This window comes from Bacteroides bouchesdurhonensis, from assembly GCF_900155865.1.
GTDB lineage: Bacteria > Bacteroidota > Bacteroidia > Bacteroidales > Bacteroidaceae > Bacteroides > Bacteroides bouchesdurhonensis.
Map to the genome: position 1 here is coordinate 1445895 of NZ_LT707006.1, position 24290 is coordinate 1470184.

Annotated in this window: 18 protein-coding genes; 2 read left to right on the top strand and 16 right to left on the bottom strand. The window is 41.0% G+C overall.

From position 1 onward, the window contains the following. Both CZ225_RS05860 and CZ225_RS24565 read right to left on the bottom strand, forming a co-directional pair. On the bottom strand, positions 1-3027 hold the full coding sequence (locus tag CZ225_RS05860) for an RHS repeat protein (RefSeq protein ID WP_077153336.1): 3027 nt from the start codon (positions 3025-3027) through the stop codon (positions 1-3). A gap of 57 nt (positions 3028-3084) precedes the next feature. Further along, entirely contained in the window at positions 3085-3207 is a 123-nt protein-coding gene (locus CZ225_RS24565) for a hypothetical protein (protein ID WP_262483201.1), read from the bottom strand. Between the two features lie 87 nt (positions 3208-3294). Here CZ225_RS24565 and CZ225_RS05865 point away from each other — a divergent pair, with 87 nt between their 5' ends. Beyond that, positions 3295-3543 carry a DUF4248 domain-containing protein gene (locus CZ225_RS05865; protein ID WP_234983004.1) on the top strand — a complete coding sequence of 83 codons (249 nt, stop codon included), beginning with the start codon at positions 3295-3297 and terminating at the stop codon, positions 3541-3543. A 195-nt stretch (positions 3544-3738) separates the two neighbouring features. Here the strand turns inward: CZ225_RS05865 and CZ225_RS05870 are convergent, their stop codons facing one another. The 14 genes from CZ225_RS05870 to CZ225_RS05935 all read right to left on the bottom strand — a co-directional run bounded on the left by CZ225_RS05870 (position 3739) and on the right by CZ225_RS05935 (position 23634). Next, the gene (locus CZ225_RS05870) at positions 3739-3972 is read right to left on the bottom strand and encodes a hypothetical protein (RefSeq protein ID WP_077153338.1); all 234 of its coding nucleotides are present in this window, start codon (positions 3970-3972) and stop codon (positions 3739-3741) included. A gap of 186 nt (positions 3973-4158) precedes the next feature. Next, a complete protein-coding gene (locus tag CZ225_RS05875) occupies positions 4159-4428 on the bottom strand; it encodes a hypothetical protein (RefSeq protein ID WP_129585751.1) in 270 nt (89 codons plus the stop codon). A 196-nt stretch (positions 4429-4624) separates the two neighbouring features. Beyond that, positions 4625-5644: a DUF4973 domain-containing protein gene (locus CZ225_RS05880; RefSeq protein ID WP_077153340.1), complete on the bottom strand. Its 1020-nt coding sequence runs from the start codon at positions 5642-5644 to the stop codon at positions 4625-4627. 29 nt (positions 5645-5673) lie between these two features. Further along, entirely contained in the window at positions 5674-7713 is a 2040-nt protein-coding gene (locus CZ225_RS05885; RefSeq protein WP_077153341.1) for a RagB/SusD family nutrient uptake outer membrane protein, read from the bottom strand. 22 nt (positions 7714-7735) lie between these two features. Further along, entirely contained in the window at positions 7736-10819 is a 3084-nt protein-coding gene (locus tag CZ225_RS05890; RefSeq protein WP_077155719.1) for a SusC/RagA family TonB-linked outer membrane protein, read from the bottom strand. 23 nt (positions 10820-10842) lie between these two features. Continuing rightward, positions 10843-12252, bottom strand: coding sequence for an IPT/TIG domain-containing protein (locus CZ225_RS05895; RefSeq protein WP_077153342.1), 1410 nt, complete (start codon positions 12250-12252; stop codon positions 10843-10845). A 1618-nt stretch (positions 12253-13870) separates the two neighbouring features. Next, positions 13871-14248 carry an RHS repeat protein gene (locus CZ225_RS05910; RefSeq protein WP_077153344.1) on the bottom strand — a complete coding sequence of 126 codons (378 nt, stop codon included), beginning with the start codon at positions 14246-14248 and terminating at the stop codon, positions 13871-13873. Positions 14249-14330: 82 nt separating this feature from the next. Then, the gene (locus CZ225_RS05915) at positions 14331-14789 is read right to left on the bottom strand and encodes a hypothetical protein (protein ID WP_129585752.1); all 459 of its coding nucleotides are present in this window, start codon (positions 14787-14789) and stop codon (positions 14331-14333) included. A gap of 135 nt (positions 14790-14924) precedes the next feature. Continuing rightward, the gene (locus CZ225_RS05920) at positions 14925-19316 is read right to left on the bottom strand and encodes a DUF6443 domain-containing protein (protein ID WP_077153346.1); all 4392 of its coding nucleotides are present in this window, start codon (positions 19314-19316) and stop codon (positions 14925-14927) included. A gap of 16 nt (positions 19317-19332) precedes the next feature. Further along, on the bottom strand, positions 19333-19761 hold the full coding sequence (locus tag CZ225_RS24235; RefSeq protein ID WP_234983005.1) for a hypothetical protein: 429 nt from the start codon (positions 19759-19761) through the stop codon (positions 19333-19335). Next, entirely contained in the window at positions 19739-22351 is a 2613-nt protein-coding gene (locus CZ225_RS05925) for a hypothetical protein (protein WP_234983006.1), read from the bottom strand. The genes CZ225_RS24235 and CZ225_RS05925 overlap by 23 nt, the downstream gene beginning before the upstream one ends. Positions 22352-22456: 105 nt before the next feature. Next, positions 22457-22552 carry a smalltalk protein gene (locus CZ225_RS23635; RefSeq protein ID WP_159441800.1) on the bottom strand — a complete coding sequence of 32 codons (96 nt, stop codon included), beginning with the start codon at positions 22550-22552 and terminating at the stop codon, positions 22457-22459. A 64-nt stretch (positions 22553-22616) separates the two neighbouring features. Beyond that, complete coding sequence (locus CZ225_RS05930; protein WP_077155720.1) at positions 22617-23063, bottom strand: N-acetylmuramoyl-L-alanine amidase; 447 nt, start codon at positions 23061-23063, stop codon at positions 22617-22619. An 82-nt stretch (positions 23064-23145) separates the two neighbouring features. Beyond that, positions 23146-23634 (bottom strand): HU family DNA-binding protein, encoded by a 489-nt coding sequence (locus tag CZ225_RS05935; protein ID WP_077153347.1) that lies wholly within the window; start codon positions 23632-23634, stop codon positions 23146-23148. Positions 23635-23882: 248 nt separating this feature from the next. Here CZ225_RS05935 and CZ225_RS05940 point away from each other — a divergent pair, with 248 nt between their 5' ends. Beyond that, positions 23883-24119 (top strand): DUF4248 domain-containing protein, encoded by a 237-nt coding sequence (locus tag CZ225_RS05940; protein ID WP_077153348.1) that lies wholly within the window; start codon positions 23883-23885, stop codon positions 24117-24119. Positions 24120-24290 lie beyond the last annotated feature (171 nt).

A 24290-nucleotide genomic window follows, 5' to 3' on the forward strand; every position in this document is an offset into this window, starting at 1 on the left:
TTATTGTTTGCCATAATGGTAATTGTATGATTCTATCACTTTCTTCACACCGGATTCTATCAGATATGTCCCTTTCAGTCGTCCCAGTGTGTCGTATTCATAATAGGTGGTAACTCCGCGCGGATCGGTGACAGAGGTCATTCCTACCAACGGTTGGTAAGTATATGTAGTTACCAATGCGTTGGGAAGTGCGTGTTGCAATCCTCCATTCCTGAGTTTTTCATCCGTTAGGCTGCTCCATTGGGATAATGCCGTTATATCTGTCGCATTGAAAACAGTCCGTACTGCGGTATCTACTTCCTTGTAAGTAGCCCCATGTATTTCGGCAATGGGGAACTGACCGGTACGCAGCCATAGATATACCACCTTAGTAGAATCATCCTTAGTGATATAGACCGGATTTCCGGAAAAGTCAAAATTGTGATAGTTGATTCTAGTTTCGAAACCACTCATACCGGATGTTTTCACTTTCACCTCTTTGGGGTGTCCTGATACATATTTATTCCTGTAAGTGGTCTTGCAATTGCCGTTGATAATGATATGTTCCAGCAATTCCGTCATGCGGTGGTTCGACATTAAGTAAACTTCCCCCAGATCTTCCTGGCTTTCCATAGGTCCCAGATCCGGGTCAGAACCTTCGTGCTCTCTTACTACAATGTCCTCCGGGTATTTGAATACCTCTTTGAAGGATGTCCCGTCACTTTTTGTCGTCGTAATCTTTATCGGAACAGGATTATAAGCACAATCGTCATAGTCGTACTCTTTGGTGTAGACAGTGCTTTTGCCGTCCTCTGTATACCGGGTATGGGTTTCTTTTTGCAATACCATCACTCCCACAGTTGGAAACCAGGAAGTATATCGGGTGTTTGCATCCCTATAATTACTAATCTCTAATTCACCGGCATCACCCAATATGGAAGCCAGGCAATAGGCTTTACCAAAACTGATTAAATTACTTTTATGATAAGCGTTATATTTCATATACTCTGTCGAATTGGATACGTAAGAGTTTTGGCATATCCATTTGTATTCTGTTGTTTCAATAGGAATGCGATTCAATAGGATATGCCCTGTCCCTTTAGGCTTGAATACTTCTTTTTTTATCAATGATCCAATCCTGAAATCATTTCCCAGCATGTTCTTGCTAAAAGGCATATCAGACATTGTCGTTTTCAATTCCTCAGGTGAAAAGTCGGGAATATCATAATCGTATTTAGTGCAATGTTCTTCATTGGTAGAGGGGCAATATTCACGTTCGAGAACATGTGGATATAGCACACTGCTTCCACCATTCCAGGCTATGGAAGTCAGCGGGGTGGAGCAATATATCTGCATGCGTGATTCTTCCGCTGCATAATTGCTTAATTCTATTTTATTCTGGTAATAACCGTAATCGTTCAAGCTGACAGCACGTTTCGGAGTTCCATAGTCTGTGAATTTGATGATTCTCTCAATGCTTTGGTCATAATATGATATATATCGAATCCGTACCGGTCGATTTGTTTGCAGGTCTGTTACTTCTATTTTTGAAATCCGTAAGCCTCCTACTAAACAAGAATCAGGACCAATCACTTTTTTCTTTGTATAATTCTTCGTTTTGTTCACTTCATAAGTGAAGTCCGTTAAAGTACCTTCGGGACTAACGATAGAACGCAGAACTCCAAACTGCATGGCTTCCGTACTTTCCCTGTTTGCGTCGCCAATGGGCAGTTTAACCGTTGTGACATTGAAATCACCTTCTTCGTATTCGACTTCTCCCTGTGGCACTGTATGGTCATTGTCCATCCCGTTATAGAATCCCCAATGATCTATTCCTTTAGTTGCCAGGTTGGGAACTACTGAAGTGCTATTATAATCAAATACATAACTAGCACGTTCGGTATCCTGTCCTTGAATTGTGATAGAATCTAATTTGGTTAGCGGTGTATTCTCATTGTATGGAGTGATGTAAAATTCTATTTTCTTTATCAGACGGTTTGCTTGATCGTAGACTTCAACTGACCGGAGAGTTTCCTTATTTTCTTCATCCATGTGGAATAGTATTTTCCCGTTGCTGAATGAAATCTGTGATAAATATCTGGCGAAAGTAGATTCGGAGGTATAACGTGGCGCAGCTTGTATTCCTTCATGGCTGGAACCTTTATACGTTTTCTCTCCATTCTTTAGTTTGTAGACCTCCGAGAATCCCGATGATTTCAGGGTTAGGGTAGGACCTTCTTGTAATTGCCTGTCGTTGATGATGATAACGTCATTCATCGGCGATCCGAAACTAGTGATATGCTTCATATTCTGATAGGTGAAATTGATCTGCTTTCCTGAAACTGGTGCCTTGATATAGTTACAAAGCCATTCGTTTACACAACCTCCCGAATTGTCCGATACTTGATAATCGCTTCCATCACCAAAATGATAAAGCCATCCTTTTTCGTCTTTTACATTAAATGTTTTCAAGCTGGTGGCTGTATTCCCTTGAATATTCAGTGCCCTGTAGGGACGGGTGATAAACTCTCTGTCATTGTTGGCATAAAAGGAACCACTGCCGTCGGCCAAGCGATAAGAGAACTGGTCGGGCTCTTCATCAATAAGTCCTTCTAGCATATGACTCAGATGGATTTTCTTTAGGTCATTATCCGTTATGTCATTATAATGACGCTGTATAAACAGATATCCTTCTCCCTGTCGTTCATCGGGAAGTCCGTTGATATTCCTGACGATGGAGGGATTGGAAAATAGACTCCATCCGGTGCCTACCCATCCGGAACCTTCATAAGGTTTCAAGCCGGAAGCGTGGTAAGATAAATAGAGTGGGAGAGTGAGCTCGCCTTCCTGTATCTCAAAAATTGGAATCTTAATTTCTGGAAGACCTACGGAATAATTGACCGGATAATTGGCATATTTGGTTACAGATGTGCCTTCCGGGGAATGCTGAGTTACCGAAGGAAGGTCTATTTTGATGTTTTGTGCATGCAATGTATCGCAAACAAATACACATACAAAAAGAATTAGTAATTTTGTTATTGGTTTCATTATTAGTTATTGTTAAAGGATTGTACAATCTATTTAATCTGAGGTCGATGATGACTCTCAGGTTATTTGATAGCCATAATTCTCACACCTCCTTTTCGCCAAGGCATAATACATATCGGGCTTCTCTTTGTCCAGCATATTCTTGCGAAGTACACTGATGAATGAAAAAACTTTTGCCATAATTCTTTTTTTTGATTTTGAAATAAGTTGAATCTATTCTCTTCGTCACAAGTGGTTCCTTGCTTATGACACTACGAAGGTAGGGGCTTGCGAAAGGCTACTGTCCCGATTTGTCAGCAGATGTCCGGCTTTGTCCAAAAATGTATCTTATTGTCTTTTTTCGAAGAAGAAAAAGAGGAGAAGAAGTTTGATATGAGAGCTTATGACAAGTCGGAGTTGGCATTGCTTTATTGTCCCGGACGTACAGTTGAGACTGCTCTTAAAACGTTGGTCAGATGGATTAAGGGATGCGGACATCTCTTGCTCATTTCTAGTACTTCTCTTGGTCATTTCTAGTACTACTCTTGCTCGTTTCTAGTACTTCTCTTAGTAAACTGTTGTACTTCTATCCGTCCGTTCTTGTACTTGACCGGCTTCACTCTTCTACATGATTGTCACCTTTCTAGTACTTAATCAGTTCATTCTTATTAGATTTCCGTTTTTGTCCGGTTGTGAGATTTGTATCATATTATGACTGGTTTATTACCGCCTTTACCGGATCAAACCAGCCCTTTGGGAAGGTTGATTTGACGGACTCTCACTCTCACTCTCACTTAACGCCCCTTTGAGAGTGATTTTTTTTAGTTTATGATATGCATCTCCTTGTTTTTCAAGATGTTTGGTCTCTATCAGTTGAAGCAGATACCGATATAAACTACTATCGGCTATATTATCTGAGAGTGCTTTTTCTTTGATTTCCTTGAGGGTGAAGTAATCGGAAAGCATGTTGGATATTTTGCCTGTCCGGAACCCGTTTTATAGTCTGTCGATACAGGCTCATGGTGGAGGGAGTTGCGGAGTACATCATCGTGCTTGCCATTATCCTGTTTGATTGCGCACGAAATAGGTATCCAGCTCGGTGGCGGTAGAGGATAACACTTTTTCATCATTTATTGACATATCCTCTTCTTGCTACAGGGTGTTTTCGGGGGAAACAAACGTATAAGTGAGAGTTGAGAGTGAGAGTGGCGGATTGGCTCCTTTTTGAGGGGTATATGACAAGTCAATGTGCTGATAACCAGAAGATAAATCTCTTTGTGATTCTTGAAAGGAATTACTCTCACTTATAATTTTTACTCTCATTATCGAAATCAGTTTTTCTAATTCTTCTTTAGAAAATTCTTTATGCCTAGCACTCCTTCCCAATGCCAGCATCGATTCGTGGCGGTTGCCTTGTCCCATACGCAAGAACATGGTTGGGTGATGCGCGCGCACTACAGATCGCAGGGATGTGTTGCGATGCGTTCCAGTGTTTGTTGTAAATCAATAGGCTATCATCTATTCATGTTAAACCACAGGACGTGTAAGAGAATAGAAAGGGCTGGATTCCTTGTTTGAAATCCAGCCCTTCTCTATGTTAATGAATAGCTACTTTGTCTTACCATTGAATAGCCTGATCCTCATCCGGAATCAATGGGTTGATCTGACGTTCCATTGTCATGGAGCCTTTTACTTCGTAAGTCATCGGGTACTTCTTATTAGAAGTAACATCCGTGTACTTATAACTGATTTGCAGTGTAGTAAGATGGCGTTCCATATATTTGATGGTTTCGTGCTGAACGACTCTTTTTTCGTACGTACATTCACCCAACGGTTCAATATTGGTTTTCTTTTCTCCAACCTCATTCGGGTCACCATATACTCTCAACTTTCCTTTAATAGTTCCATCAGCGTCCTCCGTGCCCTCTTGGAACTCGACAAACACTTTATATCTGGAACGTTCCTCTTCTTCTTTCCAAGTGGAACCTGCATAGAAGAAAATGGTATTCTCATCCACCACACGCGCTTCACGTGTATCTACCTTTGCGGGATCTGACGACGTTCCTTCGATGTAAATGTTCATCAGCGTGGTGTTGTAAGTTCCGGAATAGTTATTGAACAGGTTCACTCCCAACAGTGCTTTATAACGTCCTTTATACTTGTTTGGCATGTAAGAAGGATCTTCGTCAATGGTTAACGGAAGCACATATTTATCATCCAATTCCAACCCGGTAAAGTCGAAAGTGATAGGATAGAGCTGTATGCTCTCTCCTGCAGGGATATGGCAAACATTTGATTCAAAAGAATAATGTTTTTCTGCAAGGGGGACATACCAGATGTCCTGACGGTCTGCAGGGAATCTCGCTTGATTAAGTGTACGGAGCGTATCCTCATCCACACTTATTTTCACGTCGACATTCTTATCGTTAGTTTTCGAACCGCTGACAATGACCGGCAATTGGTATATTCCCACCCCGTTCGGTTGGTAGCGCACATAAATTTCACTCAGACCGTTGTCTCCTACGGGTGCTTTGAAAGAAATGGTCTGCTGGTAAAGTTCATCTTTCCATTCGTCATTGCAAGCACTGAACATTGCGCTGACACCCAGCATCATTCCTAAAATGTATAATTTTCTCATATTGATTTTTTGCTTTATTAATGATAACACTAATTGTAATACTCCCAACCTGGAGCCTGTGACAGATTCTTGTTCCGTTTCAGTTCATCGAAGCTGATAGGCCAGAAATACTGTTTACGAGAGAAAGAAGTCTGCAACTCTGCTACTCTGACCGGCAGATAAAACATATCTTTGTAATTCTCATTCATTAGCGTGTTACAGCCGTAGATTTGTTCACCTTCATGCTCTTCCACAATTTTCCAACGACGCAAGTCGTAGTAACGCTGGGTTTCTCCAAAGAATTCAACTTGACGTTCATGAACGATTCTTTCAAAGAATTTCGTCGGGCTCTCATATACATCATCGTCATAGTCAGGAACTCCGGCACGCATACGGACCGGTTTCACTCCGCGGCGCATCTCTTCCTTGTCACGGAAGATGTCGTAAGTCTTGCTTCCGTCCCATGAAGCCACCTGATAGTGTTTTCCTTCGGTAATATTATTCAGTGCTTCTGCATACATCAACAGTATGTCGGCATAACGAAGTGTCGGTTCCACTTTCTTGTAGATAGAGCCTCCCCATTTGGCACAATCGTTCGGGTTTACATATTTCATGATACCGATACCGGTAATACACCAGTTATCAGATCCGTTGATACGTCCGTCGGTTGCTCCGCGATAATACCAGATTTGTCTGTTTCTTGAGTCCTTTCCGCCTTCTTCCGTAATACTAAGCGCATTCCACAAAGCTCCGTTGAAAGCTACAGAAGCATAGAAACGAGGTTCGCGGTTAGTGTATCCCCACCATACGCCATTTTTTACGTGGTCGTACTTATGCTCATTCTTGTTCTCATCGTTTGTGTACTTTCCTTTCCACAATTCGTAGCATTCCGGGTCAAATGGATCACCATTAGCCATGGCATAAGCTTCACTCTGTTTTAGGGTTATTCCATGTACATTCCATCCTCCAAACGTTCCCGGCAACTGATGTTTTACGAAATCTGCCATGGTGTTATCTGTTGATAAGTCATTGTTGTCACCATTGGTTCCCCGGGTAAAGATAAGTTCTGGATTTTCGGCAGCATAAATGTCACCATTGAAAATAGAACGATATGATTCAAACGGATCGATATTCGCCCAACCATTCGGGAAGTTCTCGTTGGAATAAATTTCATGATAGGGCGGTTCGATAGTAGTCGGATAAGCCTCGTCTGTACTAATCGGACGTTTTTCAAAAGTATAAAGTTTATAGAGACCGCTCGCTTCCGAGTACTCAATCATGTCTCTGGCGGCAGCAGCAGCTTTTGCCCATTTCTCTTCATCATATTCTTGTGGGATCAACTGTTTACCATCCATATTGACAAAGTCTGCCATCTCTGTATTGCCGTTTGCTAGCGGGCTGGCAGCATAGAGGAATACCTTGGCACGTACAGCCAGTGCAGCTCCTTTCGTCGGACGGGCAATATTCAGGTTGTCGCGTTTCTCGAACAACTCAGTAGCCGCAATTTCCAGTTCAGAGGTAATGAATTCTACGCATTCGTCATAAGTGTTACGTGGATACGCCAACTCGTCATACGATTTTGTATAGTCGGCTCCTTCCGGTGGAAGAATAGGTATCGGACCGAATTTTCTTAGCAGCATCCAGTAGAAATAAGCACGTAAGAAACGAGCCTGACCTCTTACATCCGTTACTTCCTCTGGTGTGAGATCATCATTCTCATGTAACTCATTCAGTAGGATAGAGGCCTGATAGATTCCGTCATATGACCATTTCCATGCGTTTTGGCCACCAATGGAATTCAGGTATTCGCCGCGTTTGAATTTGGCAAAACGATCTCCTCGTTCATTGAATACTTGGTCATCTGAGAAATTGAAAGGACATACGTCACTGTGTCCTACCTCCAGATTATCTCCTTGCAGGCGGCTGTAACAGAATGACAGCCATTGAAGTGTATAATCTTTATCCGAAAAGATGCGTTCTGTAGACTGCTGATCTCTGAAATAGCGATCTACATTCAGGTAATCGGAGCAGGAAGAGAGTCCCAAACCGAGCACCACCGCTCCCAATATAATGTATTTATTTTTTTTCATAACTTTTCTTTTAATGATTGTTTTAGATTCCTATAGTTAATCCGATGGTAACAGTTTTAGATAACGGATATTGTTGTCCGTTAGAACTACCCAATTCCGGATCCCAAAGCTTGAAGCTAGAGAAAGTCAACAGATTTGTTCCCATCAAGTAGAGACGTACGCGGTCTAAATGAAGCTTATTGACAAATTGTTTAGGGATACTGTAACCGATTTCTACATTCTTCAAACGCATGTATGAACCGTTACGCAGCCAATAAGTAGAAGGACGATAGTTGTTGCTGTTGCCACCATAACTCAGACGTGGGTATTTAGCATTCGGATCTTCGTTGGTTCCTAATGACCAGTAGTTACCGACTACATCTGTCAGGATATTACCCCAAGACTTATCTCTGAATGGGTATACTGTAAATCCGTCGATAAAGAAGGATGACTTACCGGCTCCTTGGAAGTGAACGTTGACGTCAAATCCTTTCCATTGAGCAGATATACCGAAACCGTAGATCAGGTTAGGACGGGTAGTCGCACCGATAGGCACTTCGTCATCTGAGTTAATTACACCGTCACCATTTACGTCTTTGTACTTGATATCTCCCGGCATGATGCCTGAGCCTTGTGACGGTCTGTTACGGATTTCTTCGTAATCTTTGAATAGTCCTTCAGCTATCAGACCACGTGCCTGGTCTACTCGGAAACCGTATTTCATCTTATACGGATAACGGCTGTTCTCTTCGTCATACTCCTTGATTTCATTCTTGCTATAAGTCATGTTGGCACGTACTGTAAGGTCTACTTGCCCCAGTTTCTGCTTATAAGCGATGTTACCGTCAAAACCTTCAGACAGAACGGATCCTACGTTAGCGAAAGGTTTTGTAGAGATATGGTTCAGACCGATGATCTGAGGAAGGAAACTGCGCACCATATAAATACCGTCACGTTGTTCGTGGAAGTAGTCGATAGTACCGCTGAATTTGTCGTCGAACAAAGAGAAGTCAAGTCCGAGGTCATGCTTCTTGGCAATTTCCCAAGAGATATTTCTGGATGCGATTCTCGAATAAGTCAAGCCCGGATAATAATAGTTGCTTGTACCGATGTCACCATAATAGTATCCGTCTTCATCCCAAGTTCCAAATTTCTCCACGTAAGGGAAACGGGTTCCTACATTGTCGTTACCTACCTTACCGTAAGAGTAGCGTAATTTGAACATATTCAGCCACTTGAGGTTCTTCTTGATGATTGCCTCTTCAGCGATGTTCCATGCTACTGAATAAGCAGGGAAGAATCCAAACTGGTGTCCTGTAGCGAAATTCTCAGAGCCGTTGTAACCGAAGTTAAAGTCAAAGAAGTAGCGGTATTTCCATCCATAGGTAAAACGTCCGGCAAATCCCTGGTGACGGTTCTGGATACTTTGTACAATTTTATCATAGCTGTTTGTGTTGCTATTATGAGACGTATTGGTAGTCTTATCTTGTGTGTACTTTAATACTCCTCCTACCATATGGTCACCAAACGTGCGGTTGTAGTGTAACTCTGCCTCCAGATATTCCTTCCGTTGTCCGCTTGAGTACATTGTTCCATTCATCAGTTGTTCCGTTTCTATTCTTCTGAATTGGAGTTCACCGTCGGAGGTACGCTGACGTTCTGCCATCCAGCTTTCAGGCCATTTGTAACGGTTGTCACCATTGTCTGTATAAGTATCGAATCCGAAACGTCCGTAGAACTTCAATCCCTTAGTGATAAATTTAAGATCTTGTTCGAGATTTGCTGTAGTCTGAATCTTATTCTTCCATGTTTCCTGGTATCCTTGCTGAGTGGTCAGTACCCAAGGGTTTCTTTGGCCTCCATTACCGACAGCTGCCCATTTTCCGTCACTGTATTGTACCGGAGAAGCAATGGGGCTGTATCCCAACAGTGAATTCCAGATTTCATGATACTGGCTTCCCGGCAGATTCTGCTTGTCCAAAGAGCCAGCTACACCAACTTTCAACAATGTGGTTTTTGTCAGGTCTATGTCCACATTCATACGGTAATTCCAACGGTGATAGTTGGCATTGGTGTTATAGTCTGTCATAGCACGATCTGTCTCGTACATACCACCTTCATTTACATAACTAGCAGAAATGAAATAGCGAGCTACCGTACCACCACCGGTCAGGTCTATGTTTGCACGATAAGTGGGAGCACCTTTTTTCAAGATTAAATTCATCCAGTCCACATTCGGGAAAAGATCCTGGTCCAGACCGTTTTCAAACAGTCTCAGATCGCTATCAGAATAAGCCGGCGCTTGGCTACGGGTAATCAAAGCCTCATTCATCATACGGGCATATGTAGGACCGTCTACAAATTCCGGAGTTTTGGTACGTGTGCTATACGAAGTTTCCACCTTGGCATTCACACGCGTTTTTCCTTCTTTACCGCGTTTAGTGGTAATCAGGACAACACCATTTGCACCGCGAGAACCATAGATAGCAGTTGCAGAGGCATCTTTCAAAACAGAGAAATCTTGGATATCTTCCACATTGATCTCATTCATGTCACGTTCAAAACCATCGACCAGTACCAATGCACTACCGCCAGCACCGAAAGTGGAGATACCGCGGATCCAGAACTCGGAAATGTTGTTACCTGGCTGTCCTGAAGTTTGGCGTGCCATAATACCCGCTACGTTACCTGCAAGGGCATTTGTGATACTTGCCGTAGGAGTACGTAACTGAGATACATCGACAGTGGTAACGGCACCCGTCATGGTTATCTTTTTCTGGGCACCCGTTCCTGTAATAACGACTTCATCAATTGCCGTTGCTTTGGTCTCAGCCATGACTACGTTGATATTCTTTTTATCTTTGACGAAAATTTCCTGCTTGTCAAAGCCTACATAAGAAAAGACCAGATAAGAATAATTGGGGACCTTAATCTTATAACGTCCGTCTATGTCAGTTATCGCACCGAAGCCCGGCACATTTTTCACCGTCACGTTCACACCCACTAGAGGCTCATTCCTTGCATCTGTGACGATTCCCGTCACTTCAAGTTTTTCTTGCTCGTTTTGAGCGTAGGCTGTAGTTGTCCAGCCTACTATCAATAAAAATAGTAAGATTATATTTCTCATATTCATTTGTGTTTTAGATAGTATTATTCTGTTGTCATATAACGAATACCTTTATTATCAATATCTCCAATGTAGAAGATATCTTCATCGGGGTCGTAAGTAAGACCGGACGGTTGATTGAAACGTGCTTCCATCAACGGATTACCGTCTACATATCCCCAGACTTTACCGTCAGCGTTTTCATTGCTTCGTCCGGCTACAAGGGAAGCTACCCCATAAGGATCTAATTTCCAGATACAGTGATTATCTCTGTCGCAGAAGTAGAAATCATACTGATCTTGGTCAGGACCAATTCCTTCTCCGTATTTTTCATTTTTAACGAATACACCGAATTCAGGTTTTTTAAATCGGGCAGCACCTCCGGTTCCTTCCTTGAAGTCTTTGTTATTCATGTTTCCGGCAATAACCGTAGGATTACCAAATGTTTTAGCCACCGGATCATAATCGGCTCTGAACACCGCTCCGAAGCCGTCGGAAAGCATATACATGAATTTATTGGACGGGTGTTTGAATAACAGCGTGTGTGAACCGCCTACTGACGAGATCTGGCTCAGGCTGAAGGCAACTTCTGCATTGCTATCGATATTCGGAATGGCTCCGTTACGTATCATTTTGTAGACTTTACCCTCCCACCAAGTGGTATAAAAGATTGTTCCATCGTCCATATACACTAAACTGTAAGAGGTCTTACCATAGTTGTAGGGACGGATTCGTCTGAAATTCTCACGACGGAGAGAATAATAGATGTTTGCGCGACTAGTGTTGTCCTGACCATGGTCATCGGTAAACAGCAACGTATCTCCGTCTGCACTGAACGTGAAGGAGTACATGGTGCTGTATCCTGTTCTAGGGAAGAGGCGTTTCACAGTCCGTTGCGTCAAATTAACCAAATGAAGGCCGTCGTAATAGTTTGAAGAGAAAAGTAATCGGTCGTCCCCCTCCTTGTATTGGGGATCGAACACCATACAATCGTTGGAAGGAATAGAAGCTCCTTCATCAAACGAACCTTCTTGAAATGCAGAATTATTATCCTCATCTACTTTACGTAACAAGGTACCTACAATTGTTTCAGGAGCATACTGAAACTCCTGTTCGAATGTATGTTCTGCAACTGTTTGTCCATCTGGTCCATCTACACGAATATTGATTATTCCATTAAAGGCTTTGGGAGGAACCATACAATAAATGTTTTTTCCATCGGCTCCAATAGTTTTGGTTTTTTCTCCACCGATTGTGATATGAATTTTGGTAGGATCACTTCCAAAATTACTGCCCTCAATGTATAGTCGAGTTCGCATACCTCCCTCTTTGGGACTGAAATCTGTAAACACTACCGGCTGGGATGGGTCGTACTGTGTAGAATCGACTTTATCATCCTTACAACCGATAAAGGATAAACAGCAAATAAGTGCTGTGATTAAGTGATTTTTCATAAAAAAAATAGTTAAATGGTTGAAATATATTATATCGAATAAATAAGGCTGGAATATATCAAAACATATATTCTAATTACTTTATTTTGTATAACTTAATATAAAAGAAACGCTTTAGTTAAAAGGCAACTAAATTTTTAAAATGAAATACATGATTTTTCTATCTCTTTTTTAGAACTCCTCCTTCATAATAAAGAATGTAAGTATTGGCATACTATAATTTTTGTGTACGTAATTTTTAGTATTAGATCATTAGATTTCATAATTGTATTATGTTTAAAATTCTTCGTGTTTTTTATTGATTGTAGATTAATTAATAATGCAAATATATAATTTATGGGCAATAAAACAAAGCATTTATGAACAAAAAAATCATGTTTTCCTTAAAATAGCTTCAGATTTATGAAAAAGTTTATAGTTAAGCTGTTGATAGTTAATTGCTTGGTGGATGAAGGCGAAATCTATTAGTGAAAAGAAACAATAATATTAAGGTATCACTCGATAATATATTGTGAAAATTCCCATGTTCTGAATATTTAATATTTACAGTGCCACTAAAAATGTTGTTAATGGATTTGAATGTAATTATTTCTTTTGGAAATTTTCTAATAGATATCCTCAGTAGCGTCTTTCTCATGTTACAAATTTACTTATTTGTACAGTGTTCTCTCATGGTTAAACCTCTTTTTAATTTTAAATCGGGTGCACCGGTAGTGGATGATATGATAACCTGTATGACTTCAAATATTAAATTTCGGGAAGTCTTTTTCTAATTGATACATAGGATTTTCTGTATTGGAAACTTTTGAGTATTGATTTGGAGAAAAACAACGTATTCCAGACCTTTGCAGGTTTTAAATAGAGGTTTTGATTGTGATAGAATTGTAATACTGACCGTACTTTCATAAATACGTAGCAGTTTTTTCTGTATTAAGAGCATATTTAAAGTATTTTTATTTTTGAATCGGAATAATTTTTTGATTTATATAGATTAAAGTTATGAAAAAAAAGGATGTCAGTGGGTTGTCCGTTTAAAGAGCAGCCGATTAGTTCGCATATACGAGTACAATGTTTGTTGTTTCTAGAAGATACATTAAGAAATTTTTATGTTCCTTTTGCCCGACAGGTGAACGAATCTTATTCTGATCAAGAAAAAAAGTTGCTTGCCCGAATCATCAGGCTACTTACATTCAGGATGGAGGGACAGCTTTTCGAACCTTGTTTTTCTTGCAAATCTGTTCGGCATGAGTTTATTTCGTTTTTTTGTGCTCAAAATTATTTTCGATTTACTTTATCGACTAGGTGCCCGTTTAGTATAACTGCTCGCACAAAATGCCTTCATGAGTTAGTTATTAAATTGAGATGTTTTTTTGTCTGTCAGATCGATCGTTGTTCTGTTCGTGAACGGAAAATACTTTCTCGAGTTAAAAGAATTCTTGTTCATCAGCTTAGGGGTACGTCAGAATATGATTTACTTAAGAAGAAGCATAAGGCACAAATTACAAAGGTAGAACAACAGGAATTGCGAAAACAAAAGAAAGATGAACAACGGATGAAACACATTAGTCTTTATTTATATAATCCGCTTTCGCAGAAGTATAGGAATAAAAAGAAAAAGTTATTTCAACGTATGGAAAAAGAGAAATAGCAGAAGGTGTATTTCTAAAAAGATTAACTGATCGTATGTGAAGCGATAGCCATGGGTAGTATCTTCCTTTCCCGCTTTCCAGGTCATACTGCTAATATTACCGTTGTAACAGGGAGTTCCTGTTCCGTTGGTATAGTACAAGTGCTGAGTGAATAATGGGTTTAGAGTAGCAGTGAGCCAGCCGCGCAGGTTGTATTGATTGGTAGTAGTCAGAGATTTACTTCCGTTACTTCTTGTAGCACTGGTGAGACGTCCTAATTCGTCATATCCGTAAGAAAGTTTAGCGGATATTGAACCATTGACCTTGTGCAAGTTTGTCAGCAGTCGTCCGTTGTGGTCGTAGGTCATGGCTTGTGTAAATGAAGTGATGAACACAAAATATCATACCAGAGTGGATTAAAAGTGCTCTGGTATGATTTTTAATCAACTATCAATGTCTATCAACCGAAATTAGAAAATACAAATCTTCTCTTCTGTCCATTATAATGAATCGTTTTTTAAATTCATCAGTTAGAGTTTGTTTTTCTGGAAGAACAGCTAAATAAGCTGGTGGACCAATTTTTGTATATTTATCAATCTTGTAATAATTAATATAGAACTCAAATTTTCCGTCGTGATAGGAGATTTGCTCGTTACGATAAATTCCGTATTTCCCTAAAATTTTCAGACTTAGTTTTAGTTCTTGCCATTCTTCTGGTTTCAATCCCGGTATATTTTGTACAGTATCGACATCTGCCTGCCAGTTAGGGTTGTATCGTCCTTCCTGTATAGAATCATTTGGATCATAATTCAGTGTTGAATAAAGTAATCCTATTCTTCCTAATTCTAAATCACCGAATTCGGCATGAAACCTGCTTGAATATTTAGGCAACACTTCTATCTTCTTCATATATTTTTCCGATTTAAGTATTGCATTCCTTAATTCTGATACACTCTCGATATCGTCTAATACGTACTCATTTTTACATGAAATCAACACAAAAACTATACTTAATAATATGAATTTACATTTATGCATACCTGATTATTCTTTAAAATGTTTATTATAATATTCGAAACCTTGTCTAATCATGTAATTATCCTTTTCTTCATCTCCATAAGACAAAATAGAATGGGGAACATTAGGCTTGGATAATTGATTTATACCTGCACCAACTTGTAATATAAATTTTGATAATCCAAAAGCTTTCCCGGCTACTCCATAATTGAAATTGCCAAAGTCGTCATAACGAAGTAATTTACCATCATAGAAGGCATACTTATTTTTGAAAGCTTTCTCGTTTTTCGTCGAAAATTCTCCCCCTTCTGCATTTTTAATGTCAAATGGTGCTCCATCAGTGACTAATTCCCTAAAAGCAGCAAGTTTTCTTTTGTATTTCCCTACACCACCCATTAGAATTTTTGACTCCTTTTTTTCAAGCTTTTGATTCATCTCGGTAAAGTAATCATTAGTTTTCTTTAAAAAAGCATTAAATACTTTTGTTTTCTCAGGAATATCTTCTTTTAATCCAAGATTAGTGACTTCGGTTATTAATTTACTTTCAACTTCTTTGGTGTTTACAACATAAACCTTGTTATCTTTAATGCCATCACTAAAAAGGAACTTTCCTGTATAACCGCTATAATAATCTCCATAAAACATACCTGTTGGATCAATAAATCTCATCGGATTATTTGTACAGTAGATATACGGACTAATAGAATAGTACTTTTCCGCCATCGGATCCACCACCTGCCATCTTCCTATCGCCGCATCATACTGTCTTGCCCCGTAGTCATACCAGTTCAGTCCGTTCTTCGTATCCATTTCCTTGCCGTTATACTTGTACGACTGGATTGACGAAGTATTTGCGAATATACCTCCGAAGGGATAGTAATGATTCACCTCCTCCACATTTCCATTCTGATCGGCTACCACACGATTGTTACCTTGATGATCCTGCAAGTAATAATGATACTTGTTATCATTCAACGAAACAAAACCAGCTTCTGTCAATACTGTCTTTGGAGTTCCGTTTTCAAAGATCACGCTGCCGCAGTATTCAGTGGTAGTAGTGCCTCCCGCGATGCTATGTACAGCCCGTAGTTTTTTTCCTGCTGCATCATATAGGTAAGAAACATAATTTCCGCCTTCAAATTCAATACGGTCCGGTAAATTTAGGTAATTATATTGGATATCGGTAATTTTTTTATTCAAATCTTTTGTTAAACTTCCATTGTCGTCGTATTCATACTCTGTAGCTAACTTAGCGTTGTCTTTGAATTCAAAACCATTGTTGTATGTCGGAGCTGTTGCAGCGTCGTTCACACTTGTCAGTTGATTGCCGTTGAGATTCATCGTAAGGTTATCTATCAGTCCATAACTGGTGGCAAAAACCTGTCCGTAGCGTTTGAGCCCGAGGATATTTCCGTTCTTGTCGTAACCGGTTATTTGCTCGTCGTAGCGGTAGGGTACGGGCGAAAGCGTTTCTCCTTCTCCATACATAGCGTTCTTCAGTCTGGATAACTGATCGTATGTGAAGCGATAGCCATGGGTAGTATCTTCCTTTCCCGCTTTCCAGGTCATACTGCTAATATTACCGTTGTAACAGGGAGTTCCTGTTCCGTTGGTATAGTACAAGTGCTGAGTGAATAATGGGTTTAGAGTAGCAGTGAGCCAGCCGCGCAGGTTGTATTGATTGGTAGTAGTCAGAGATTTACTTCCGTTACTTCTTGTAGCACTGGTGAGACGTCCTAATTCGTCATATCCGTAAGAAAGTTTAGCGGATATTGAACCATTGATCTTGTGCAAGTTTGTCAGCAGTCGTCCGTTGTGGTCGTAGGTCATGGCTTGTGTAAATGAGGTCCAGGCTATACCGTCATAACTGGTCAGGATATTTCCGCTAAAGTCATATTTAAACTTCCGGACATGTACTTTTCCGTTGATTTCTGTGCTGTAGGTTTGTACCGGACGTTGGTAATAGTCGTAATACATAGTTGTATACAGCAATTGATCCGTTCCCAATACGCGGGAGATCATTCCGGTTTGCTGACCTTTGCATTTTAGCGGTTCCGAGTCGTCGCTATAGCGCAGCCCGTATTGTGTATCTTCCACATAATTATAGGCTGTAGTAAATTGTGAATTTACTTTTTTATAGTCGTACGTATCATAGTAGATCACTTCCTGCATTTCCAGTTTCGACTTATTGATAAGATAATGTATAGTATATCCGTAGAACGAAGTATTGTCTTTCTCATCAAAATTGATCATCATGAAGTTTATATTTGGTTGCTCTTCACCGTTGTAAATAGCAGTTAGTACTTTTCTTCCAAGTTGATCATAGAAAAAACATTTCCATTTGTTTTGCGCTTTCATTTTCGCGTCCTGAGTTAGCAATAAACGTCCTTTCTTATCATAGGTATAGTTTACCCATTTTGCTCCCGGCATTTTTTTACCAGAGTAATTGTTCAATCCGTCATAGCGATATTGGTATGCGTATAACTCCAACACTTTTTGCAGTCCGAGAACCTGTAACTTCTCGATAGCCAGAGGCGGCAACACGAAACAGAGGTTACCGAAATCATCATATACTTGATAAGTATCCAATGTATCTTTTTCATTTATCGAGCGAGACAAGATGTTCTGTCCTAATTTATCTATATAAACATACGTCAGGTGTCCGTCTTCGTCCTTATTTTCGGTCACAGTCAGTTCGCCAGTTGCATAATAGCCTTTTGGGGAGATCTGAGGATTTGCTTTCGTGCCTGTAACAGTGAAAAGACGGCATTGTGCAGCAGACGTATTGGTCAGATAGTTCGTCTTTTCGCTATGTCCGGAGGTGTGCCAACTGCTTCCGGGATTATACTTCTCGATCAGCCGATTCAACGGTGAACCGTCGTATATTGACTTTTCATAAGCAAATGCGTCATTATATTGGCTTTGGGCGTATTGACGAACTGTCTGTATCGGCAGAAACGTTCCTTTGTTTAAGTTCACTACAGAAAGCCAGGTGCAACTATCCCGGTACATCCGGTCATATTCTTTCGTATTGACGATATCTTTCATATGGGGGCTGGCTCCAGATTGTACAGTTTGTTCTGTCCTTCCGAATACATCGGCATACACAATGTTTTGACCGGCATACTTCGGGTTCTTCATATCTACCATAGAAGGCATGTATGCAATGGGCTTTGTAGTAATGATGTAATTTTTGTTCTCATCTACTTGGTGTGTCGGTTTTCTTCCTGTCACGTTCAGGTCTGTTAAATAAGAAGCTCCCTCTGTTGTGAGATAATAAATCCCGGGGGATAAACGGTTTCTGTTCAGACATTGTATGTATTCTTCCGAACCGGATTTTTGGATAAGATGATGGCTTGCGTCATATAATGCTATTGTAGTAGGAGTATTATCTTTGGGGGTCCAAACAGGGACTTCAATGCTAATATCCATGATATCCTTAATTTCAAAACAGTGGAAAATGGTTTCCCCGTAAGCATGACTATATTGATGGGTATAACACAGGCTATCCGCATAACTTCCCATGTCGTACGGTTGTTCCCAATCGGTTCCCGTATTGTTTACCACACATGTTACGTCCAGTCCCGCTTGGGCACATACCTCTCCTTGATAAATGACTTGGATATAATATTCTCCTGCTTTCAGTTTGGCGTCTTTTATTTGCGGGACCCCTGTATCTGTCAGTGGAAACGATTCGCTGGTTTTCGAAAGGCCGCTTACAGATATGATCGGGTGCATGGCTGCCGGACCTTGATGAACGATACTCAGGAGACTTAGTTCACTTAGTTTGAGTTTATAATAAATGATGGTTTTTCCAAACATGCCGGGGGTTACTTCTTTGTGAGTCCCATTTGAGAAAGTTCCCAGATCAACGGCATTGGTACGGCTACATCCGATAGCCGAGAAATAAAGATTCGTAGCCAATAGTCCGTTACCGCTCCGGCCTCCTTCACAGAAAAGAGCGTATTCTCCCGGGTCAAGAGATCGAAAAATAAGTGGACACTGGCTAGGTATCTTGGTGAGATCTTCATCATACGTAAGGCCGAACATTTTTTCGTATGCTATTGCTGTTTGAACTTTCGCACTGTTTGTCGCTCCGTCGATGATCTTTGCCGGGAGTGTACTATTCAGTGGTTTGTATGCAAGGAACATTTGGCTGGATGAAAGCCTTGATCCCATTGCATTGGCTGTAAATAAGGTTGAATGATTATTGATTGTAAAGGTGTAGATAACGTCATTGGAAGGATCCGCGTATACATCAGTCGCTCTTTCCGTATCAAACGTATGGTGGACAACTTTCGTAACGTCATTTATATCTATGTTGAACCTCACGCCCCCTTCCGGAGGAGGTGTGCCTTGTCCGCTGGCTATACTGGCAATTGCCACCAAGCATATTATAAAAACTAAATATCTTTTCATATTGGATTTCTTTTTATTATTCTGTGTAATGATAATTATTATATTCCATCAACTGGAGTTTCCCGTTCTCTTCTACACGATACGTTTTGCTCAGTCGTCCACTCCGGTCGTATTGGTAAAAGGAGTCGCGTTTGGTAGGATCGGAAAGATGTTTTATTCCTATTTGAGGTTCGTATTCATACAGCGTGATATGTGCATTCGGCAGTTTCCCGCGTAAATCCTCCAGTTCGGGTTTATCGGGGTCGTTCATTGAATATTCTTCCGGTTTCATGCCCAATGCCTCCTTTACAGCCTTATAAGTGGAACCTTTAATTTCAGCCGCCATCATCGTAGGGGATGTCCAGATATAAATAATTTCCTCTTTATCGGTATGAATGTTGTAAGTAATCAGGTTTCCATATCGATCATAATTGTTATAATATTCAATGCCGTACATGTATTTCATGGCCCCCCCCTATATCTCCAAAATTCGTGTTTTCGGGTAGCGGTTCCGGTAATAGGTAGGTCAATAAACTAAGTTTCTGAAGTCCGCAACCTTCGAACGGTTTATACAAGAATTGAATTATATCAATGATCTTCCGTTCACTTTCCCCTGCTTTCCGGAGGTATTTGATGACAGCGATAGGCTCTTCTATTCTGTTTTCATTGACCAATCCGGTGTAATTCTCTTCAGGATATAAACCTTTCTGTTCTCCCGGGTGTACAAACTTCAGATACACATGGTCGCCGTTGCTGTTCACTGTTTCTTTTTGTGTGACGATTCCCTTGTCGTTGTACTCGTAGTTATGAATCACCGTCACGTTGTTTTCGTCCGTCAGCTTCTCTTGGGTCATCAGGCAAGGGGTAGTGAATATTTTGTTGGATATGAAAGCACCGGCAGAGTTTGAGATCGAAACTTCATAATTTCGCAGCCGGTCTCCGAAGTTATATTCATATTCTGCTGTAGCTACTTTATGAGAACGATTGTTATAGCTCTCTTTGGAAAGTAATTTCCCCCTGAAAGCGGATAGATCGTTCGGAGCATAATTTAGCGATTTGTCCAATATCTGGAAGTCAGTGAAACTTCTTCCATCGAAATTAGCAATATAATATCCTAGTTTCTTGTGAAGATCGCTGTCATCTGCCATATTCGAGAAGTGGTAACGGTCGTAACTTCCATCATCGTAAGTCTCTGTCACATAACTGTAGCTGATGGGATGTTCCGATATGTTATTCACACGTCCGGCACTATTACAACTTTTGGAATATATGTATGTATGGGTCGTTACCGTACTGTCGGGACAGTCATACCTGCATTTAACTTCTTCCTCCGGCATGATGTATCTGGGTAGTTCGTTAATTCTTCCACATTCCGTTCCTGTGCTAGGATGGGTATATCGGAAAGAACGTTGTTTCGTTTTTCCGGTGGTGGGGTCATACATCATCAATTTCTTAATGCGGACCCCTCCGAATGGCGTATCATAGGTTGCCTGATTGCTATCCCATCCGAAACAATCTGTTCTTCGGGGCAGATAGAACCGATAACGGTTATGTTCGTACTCAATCTTTTCTTCGCCTTTGGTAGGATAGGTGACCTTTTTAAGCATTGCGTAACTGGCAACGTTTGTATTGACAGCCCTCTTTTCATCTATTTTTTCTTGAGATCCCAAGAAAGTAAGGACTTGATCAATAGCCTCATACTTACCGTTCCAGTATCCCCAGTGATCTGTACTGGTAGTCAGCGGATCGGGCATTTCAAGGTCCAGATCATAATCAAAATTATAATAGGTAGGAAGTTCACTCAAATCGTCGAGAGTCACCTTTTTCAGGAAGAAAAACTTTCCTTTAGTCAGATAGTCAAACTTGCATGATTTTATAGTCCGGGCTCCTTTACTCATTTTTATATTGGATAGATAAAGTAGATCATTTCCGGTCGTTTCTCCATAAAAATTGGTTGGGAATGTCTCGACAGTGAACTGGATGGAGATGTCATCCACGTTGATTGTTTTTAAGATAGGGGTGTAGACTTTATCCTCCAGTAGGAAATGTTTGCTTTTTCCATCATTGAAATTTTTTAAATCCGCTGGTTTTGTCGTACCATTCACCTTTATACGATATTCAGTATACTTATGTCCATAGTAACCTTCCAGTACGAAAAGCCGGTATTTGCTTTTTTGCAAACGACTTTCATAGATGAATGAAACTGTGCGATTTCCGGTCACATTTTTTATGGAAGCCAAATGCCAGGAAGTAATCTGTACGGGTCTTGATGTAAGGCCGTTAGGATTGTTAGGTATGCTATATTCCAGGTAAGAAGTTCCCCCACCAAAAGTATAAAGGTATCCATCCGGAGTTGTAATCTGTATACAGGAATAAGCCGGAGCGTTTGTTTTACTGAAATTCTGAACAGCCATTCCACTAAGATTAACTTTATAGCCGCCACCGGTCAGACATTTTGCCTGACCGGTATTGTCGATGATAAACTTTCCTTTATGATTGCCGAAGTTAAATTCGAAAATATCCGGATTCATATCATATTCTGTTTTTAGATTCTGATAGTAGTCGTCGCTGGTTTCTATTTTTAAATTGACTAAGTTTTCCTTACTATACTGCTTAAACTTACCATCCCGGATAGCTGTCAATAGTCCCGGATGTAGATCCTGGCGAATATCATCCGGTGTTCCGACCACGTTTCTCGTAATGGACCCGCCGGCATTCAGAATCCAGTTATTACCCACTACTGAAGGTCGTCTTCCCGGTTTGAAACCATCGGAAAGATACTTGACCGAGAAGTCCAGTTCGAAAGCGGGATCTTTATAGTCCAATAGAGGAATGTCCAGGTTGAGCAACCCGTTGTATAAGTTCATAGGGATATTGCCATATTGCACGAACTCTGCTGTCTGCGGAGTGGCAAGTCCCAGGTTTTGTGGCGAAAAGTAATATCCCTGAAGGTTGGTCGGTATGAATTGCGATCCTTCGTCTGCCTGTGCGCTGACCACCGTTCCCATCAGGAAAACAAGGCATAACACGTGTTTTAATCTATTTTTCTTTCTCATATTTGTTTTATTATTTATTTTTCTGTGACTGATAAAAAAGAGAAGGGGTAAAAGCATTACTTCCATACCCCCCCTCTCATGTCAATGGTACAACTTCTTTTCTTTTTATAGATTCATCGCGTTAGCGCCCATTGCGCCCATCACTGCCGAAGCCACTGCGATGATCACTTTCAGAATTGTATCCCAAAGAGACTTATTGATTGCCATTATTTCCACACCTCCTTTCCTGATGCTATAAAATGTTACTTGTTGCTTGAAAAACTTCTTACCTTAGAACTAGATCCTTCACCTCGAAACATGGGCATTGTTTGATCCATTCCTCCGGTTCAATTTCCCCATTTCCATTGAGGTCCGGACTCAGATCCCGGTGTCCGCACACCTTGCAGCCGGGGAACTGTTCTTGCAATTGCCTCACCAGCAAATGCAGTGATGTGCATTGTTCCGGTGTTCGTGTATCTGCCGGGCGTCCCCGGCAGTCCAGTCCGCCTTCGTAGCAGATTCCAATGCTGTTCTCGTTAAAACCTCTCGCATGCGCTCCGATCCGTTCCACAGGGCGGGTGAGAAACACCGTTCCATTTTTACGGATGTAATAGTGATATCCCGTCCCGTTGAAACCGCGTCGCCGGTGAAGCAAATTCAGGTCGAATGCTGTCAGTGTCCGGTCCTCTCTCGTAGCGGAGCAATGGATTACAATCAGATTTATCTTTCTCATTTTTCCTTGCATTTAATTTTTAATTCTCTGTTCTCAGCATATCCCCCCAATTGCTTCCTCGTTACTTCTCAAATTCAGATCATTAAAGAGTCGGGTCCGGAGACTCTCCTCCGTCATCAGGGTTCGGATCAGGCTTCCCGCCATCCGATCCGGGATCATCGGGATTTTCCCCGTTGCTTTCTTGCTTGAACTTGCTGTAAGCTAGAGTCTTCAGCGCATCCTTGATCTCTTTACCCGGTCGGAAACGGACACGTGCTCCCTTGATCACTCCCTCTTTCACATCCTTCTGGGTGAGGACCCCTGTGCTTCGCAATGTGACGTAAAACGATCCGATGTCCCCCAGACGGACAATCTCGCCTTTCTTGAAACTGTCGATCATCTCCGTCTGGAGAGCCCGCAACACGCACACCACGTCTGCCCAGTTCACTGTACTTGCACGCTGAACGCGCTCTGCCATCTCGTCAATGCCGATCTCGCCACTGGACTTCGCCAAGGCATAATACATATCGGGCTTCTCTTTGTCCAGCATATTCTTGCGAAGTACACTGGTGAATGAAAAAACTTTTGCCATAATTCTTTTTTTTGATTTTGAAATAAGTTGAATCTATTCTCTTCGTCACAAGTGGTTCCTTGCTTATGACACTACGAAGGTAGGGTATTGCGAAAGGCTACTGTCCCGATTTGTCGGCAGATGTCCGGCTTTGTCCAAAAATGTATCTTATTGTCTTTTTTTGAAGAAGAAAGCAAACGTATTATTTGACAAATAAGAATATTATTACTATCTTTATAGCAATGTAAAACCCATTAACGGAAAGAAAAATGAAAGAAGAAAAAGAGGAGAAAAAGTTTGAAATGAGAGCTTATGACAAGTCGGAGTTGGCATTGCTTTATTGTCCCGGGCGTACAGTTGAGACTGCTCTTAAAACGTTGGTCAGATGGATTAAGGGATGCGGACCGCTGGTGCAGGCGTTGGATAGTGTCGGATACAATCCGAGACGCCATCGCTTCTTGCGGCAGGAAGTGGAACAGATTGTCCGTTATCTGGGAGAACCTTGAAAGGACGGAAGAAGTGCTTCACACGCGTTACCTTAATGAAAAATGATCCTAATACAGTTAAAGTCATTCTTGTTTTTCTCCTGATTAGTTTCTTGTACATCTCTTGCTCGCTTCTTGTACATCTCTTGATCATTTCTAGTACTACTCTTGCTCGTTTCCAGTACTTCTCTT

Bases quoted from the DNA above. Each gene is read 5' to 3' on its own strand.
- CZ225_RS05895 (WP_077153342.1), bottom strand. From the start codon at position 12,252: ATGAAAAATCACTTAATCACAGCACTTATTTGCTGTTTATCCTTTATC.
- CZ225_RS05870 (WP_077153338.1), bottom strand. From the start codon at position 3,972: ATGCTTTCCGATTACTTCACCCTCAAGGAAATCAAAGAAAAAGCACTC.
- CZ225_RS24565 (WP_262483201.1), bottom strand. From the start codon at position 3,207: ATGGCAAAAGTTTTTTCATTCATCAGTGTACTTCGCAAGAATATGCTG.
- CZ225_RS05860 (WP_077153336.1), bottom strand. From the start codon at position 3,027: ATGAAACCAATAACAAAATTACTAATTCTTTTTGTATGTGTATTTGTT.
- CZ225_RS24235 (WP_234983005.1), bottom strand. From the start codon at position 19,761: ATGAAATACATGTACGGCATTGAATATTATAACAATTATGATCGATAT.
- CZ225_RS05880 (WP_077153340.1), bottom strand. From the start codon at position 5,644: ATGAGAAAATTATACATTTTAGGAATGATGCTGGGTGTCAGCGCAATG.
- CZ225_RS05920 (WP_077153346.1), bottom strand. From the start codon at position 19,316: ATGAAAAGATATTTAGTTTTTATAATATGCTTGGTGGCAATTGCCAGT.
- CZ225_RS05935 (WP_077153347.1), bottom strand. From the start codon at position 23,634: ATGGCAAAAGTTTTTTCATTCACCAGTGTACTTCGCAAGAATATGCTG.
- CZ225_RS05885 (WP_077153341.1), bottom strand. From the start codon at position 7,713: ATGAAAAAAAATAAATACATTATATTGGGAGCGGTGGTGCTCGGTTTG.
- CZ225_RS05890 (WP_077155719.1), bottom strand. From the start codon at position 10,819: ATGAGAAATATAATCTTACTATTTTTATTGATAGTAGGCTGGACAACT.
- CZ225_RS05910 (WP_077153344.1), bottom strand. From the start codon at position 14,248: ATGACCTACGACCACAACGGACGACTGCTGACAAACTTGCACAAGGTC.
- CZ225_RS05915 (WP_129585752.1), bottom strand. From the start codon at position 14,789: ATGAAGAAGATAGAAGTGTTGCCTAAATATTCAAGCAGGTTTCATGCC.
- CZ225_RS05930 (WP_077155720.1), bottom strand. From the start codon at position 23,063: ATGAGAAAGATAAATCTGATTGTAATCCATTGCTCCGCTACGAGAGAG.
- CZ225_RS05875 (WP_129585751.1), bottom strand. From the start codon at position 4,428: ATGGGACAAGGCAACCGCCACGAATCGATGCTGGCATTGGGAAGGAGT.
- CZ225_RS05925 (WP_234983006.1), bottom strand. From the start codon at position 22,351: ATGAGAAAGAAAAATAGATTAAAACACGTGTTATGCCTTGTTTTCCTG.
- CZ225_RS05940 (WP_077153348.1), top strand. From the start codon at position 23,883: ATGAAAGAAGAAAAAGAGGAGAAAAAGTTTGAAATGAGAGCTTATGAC.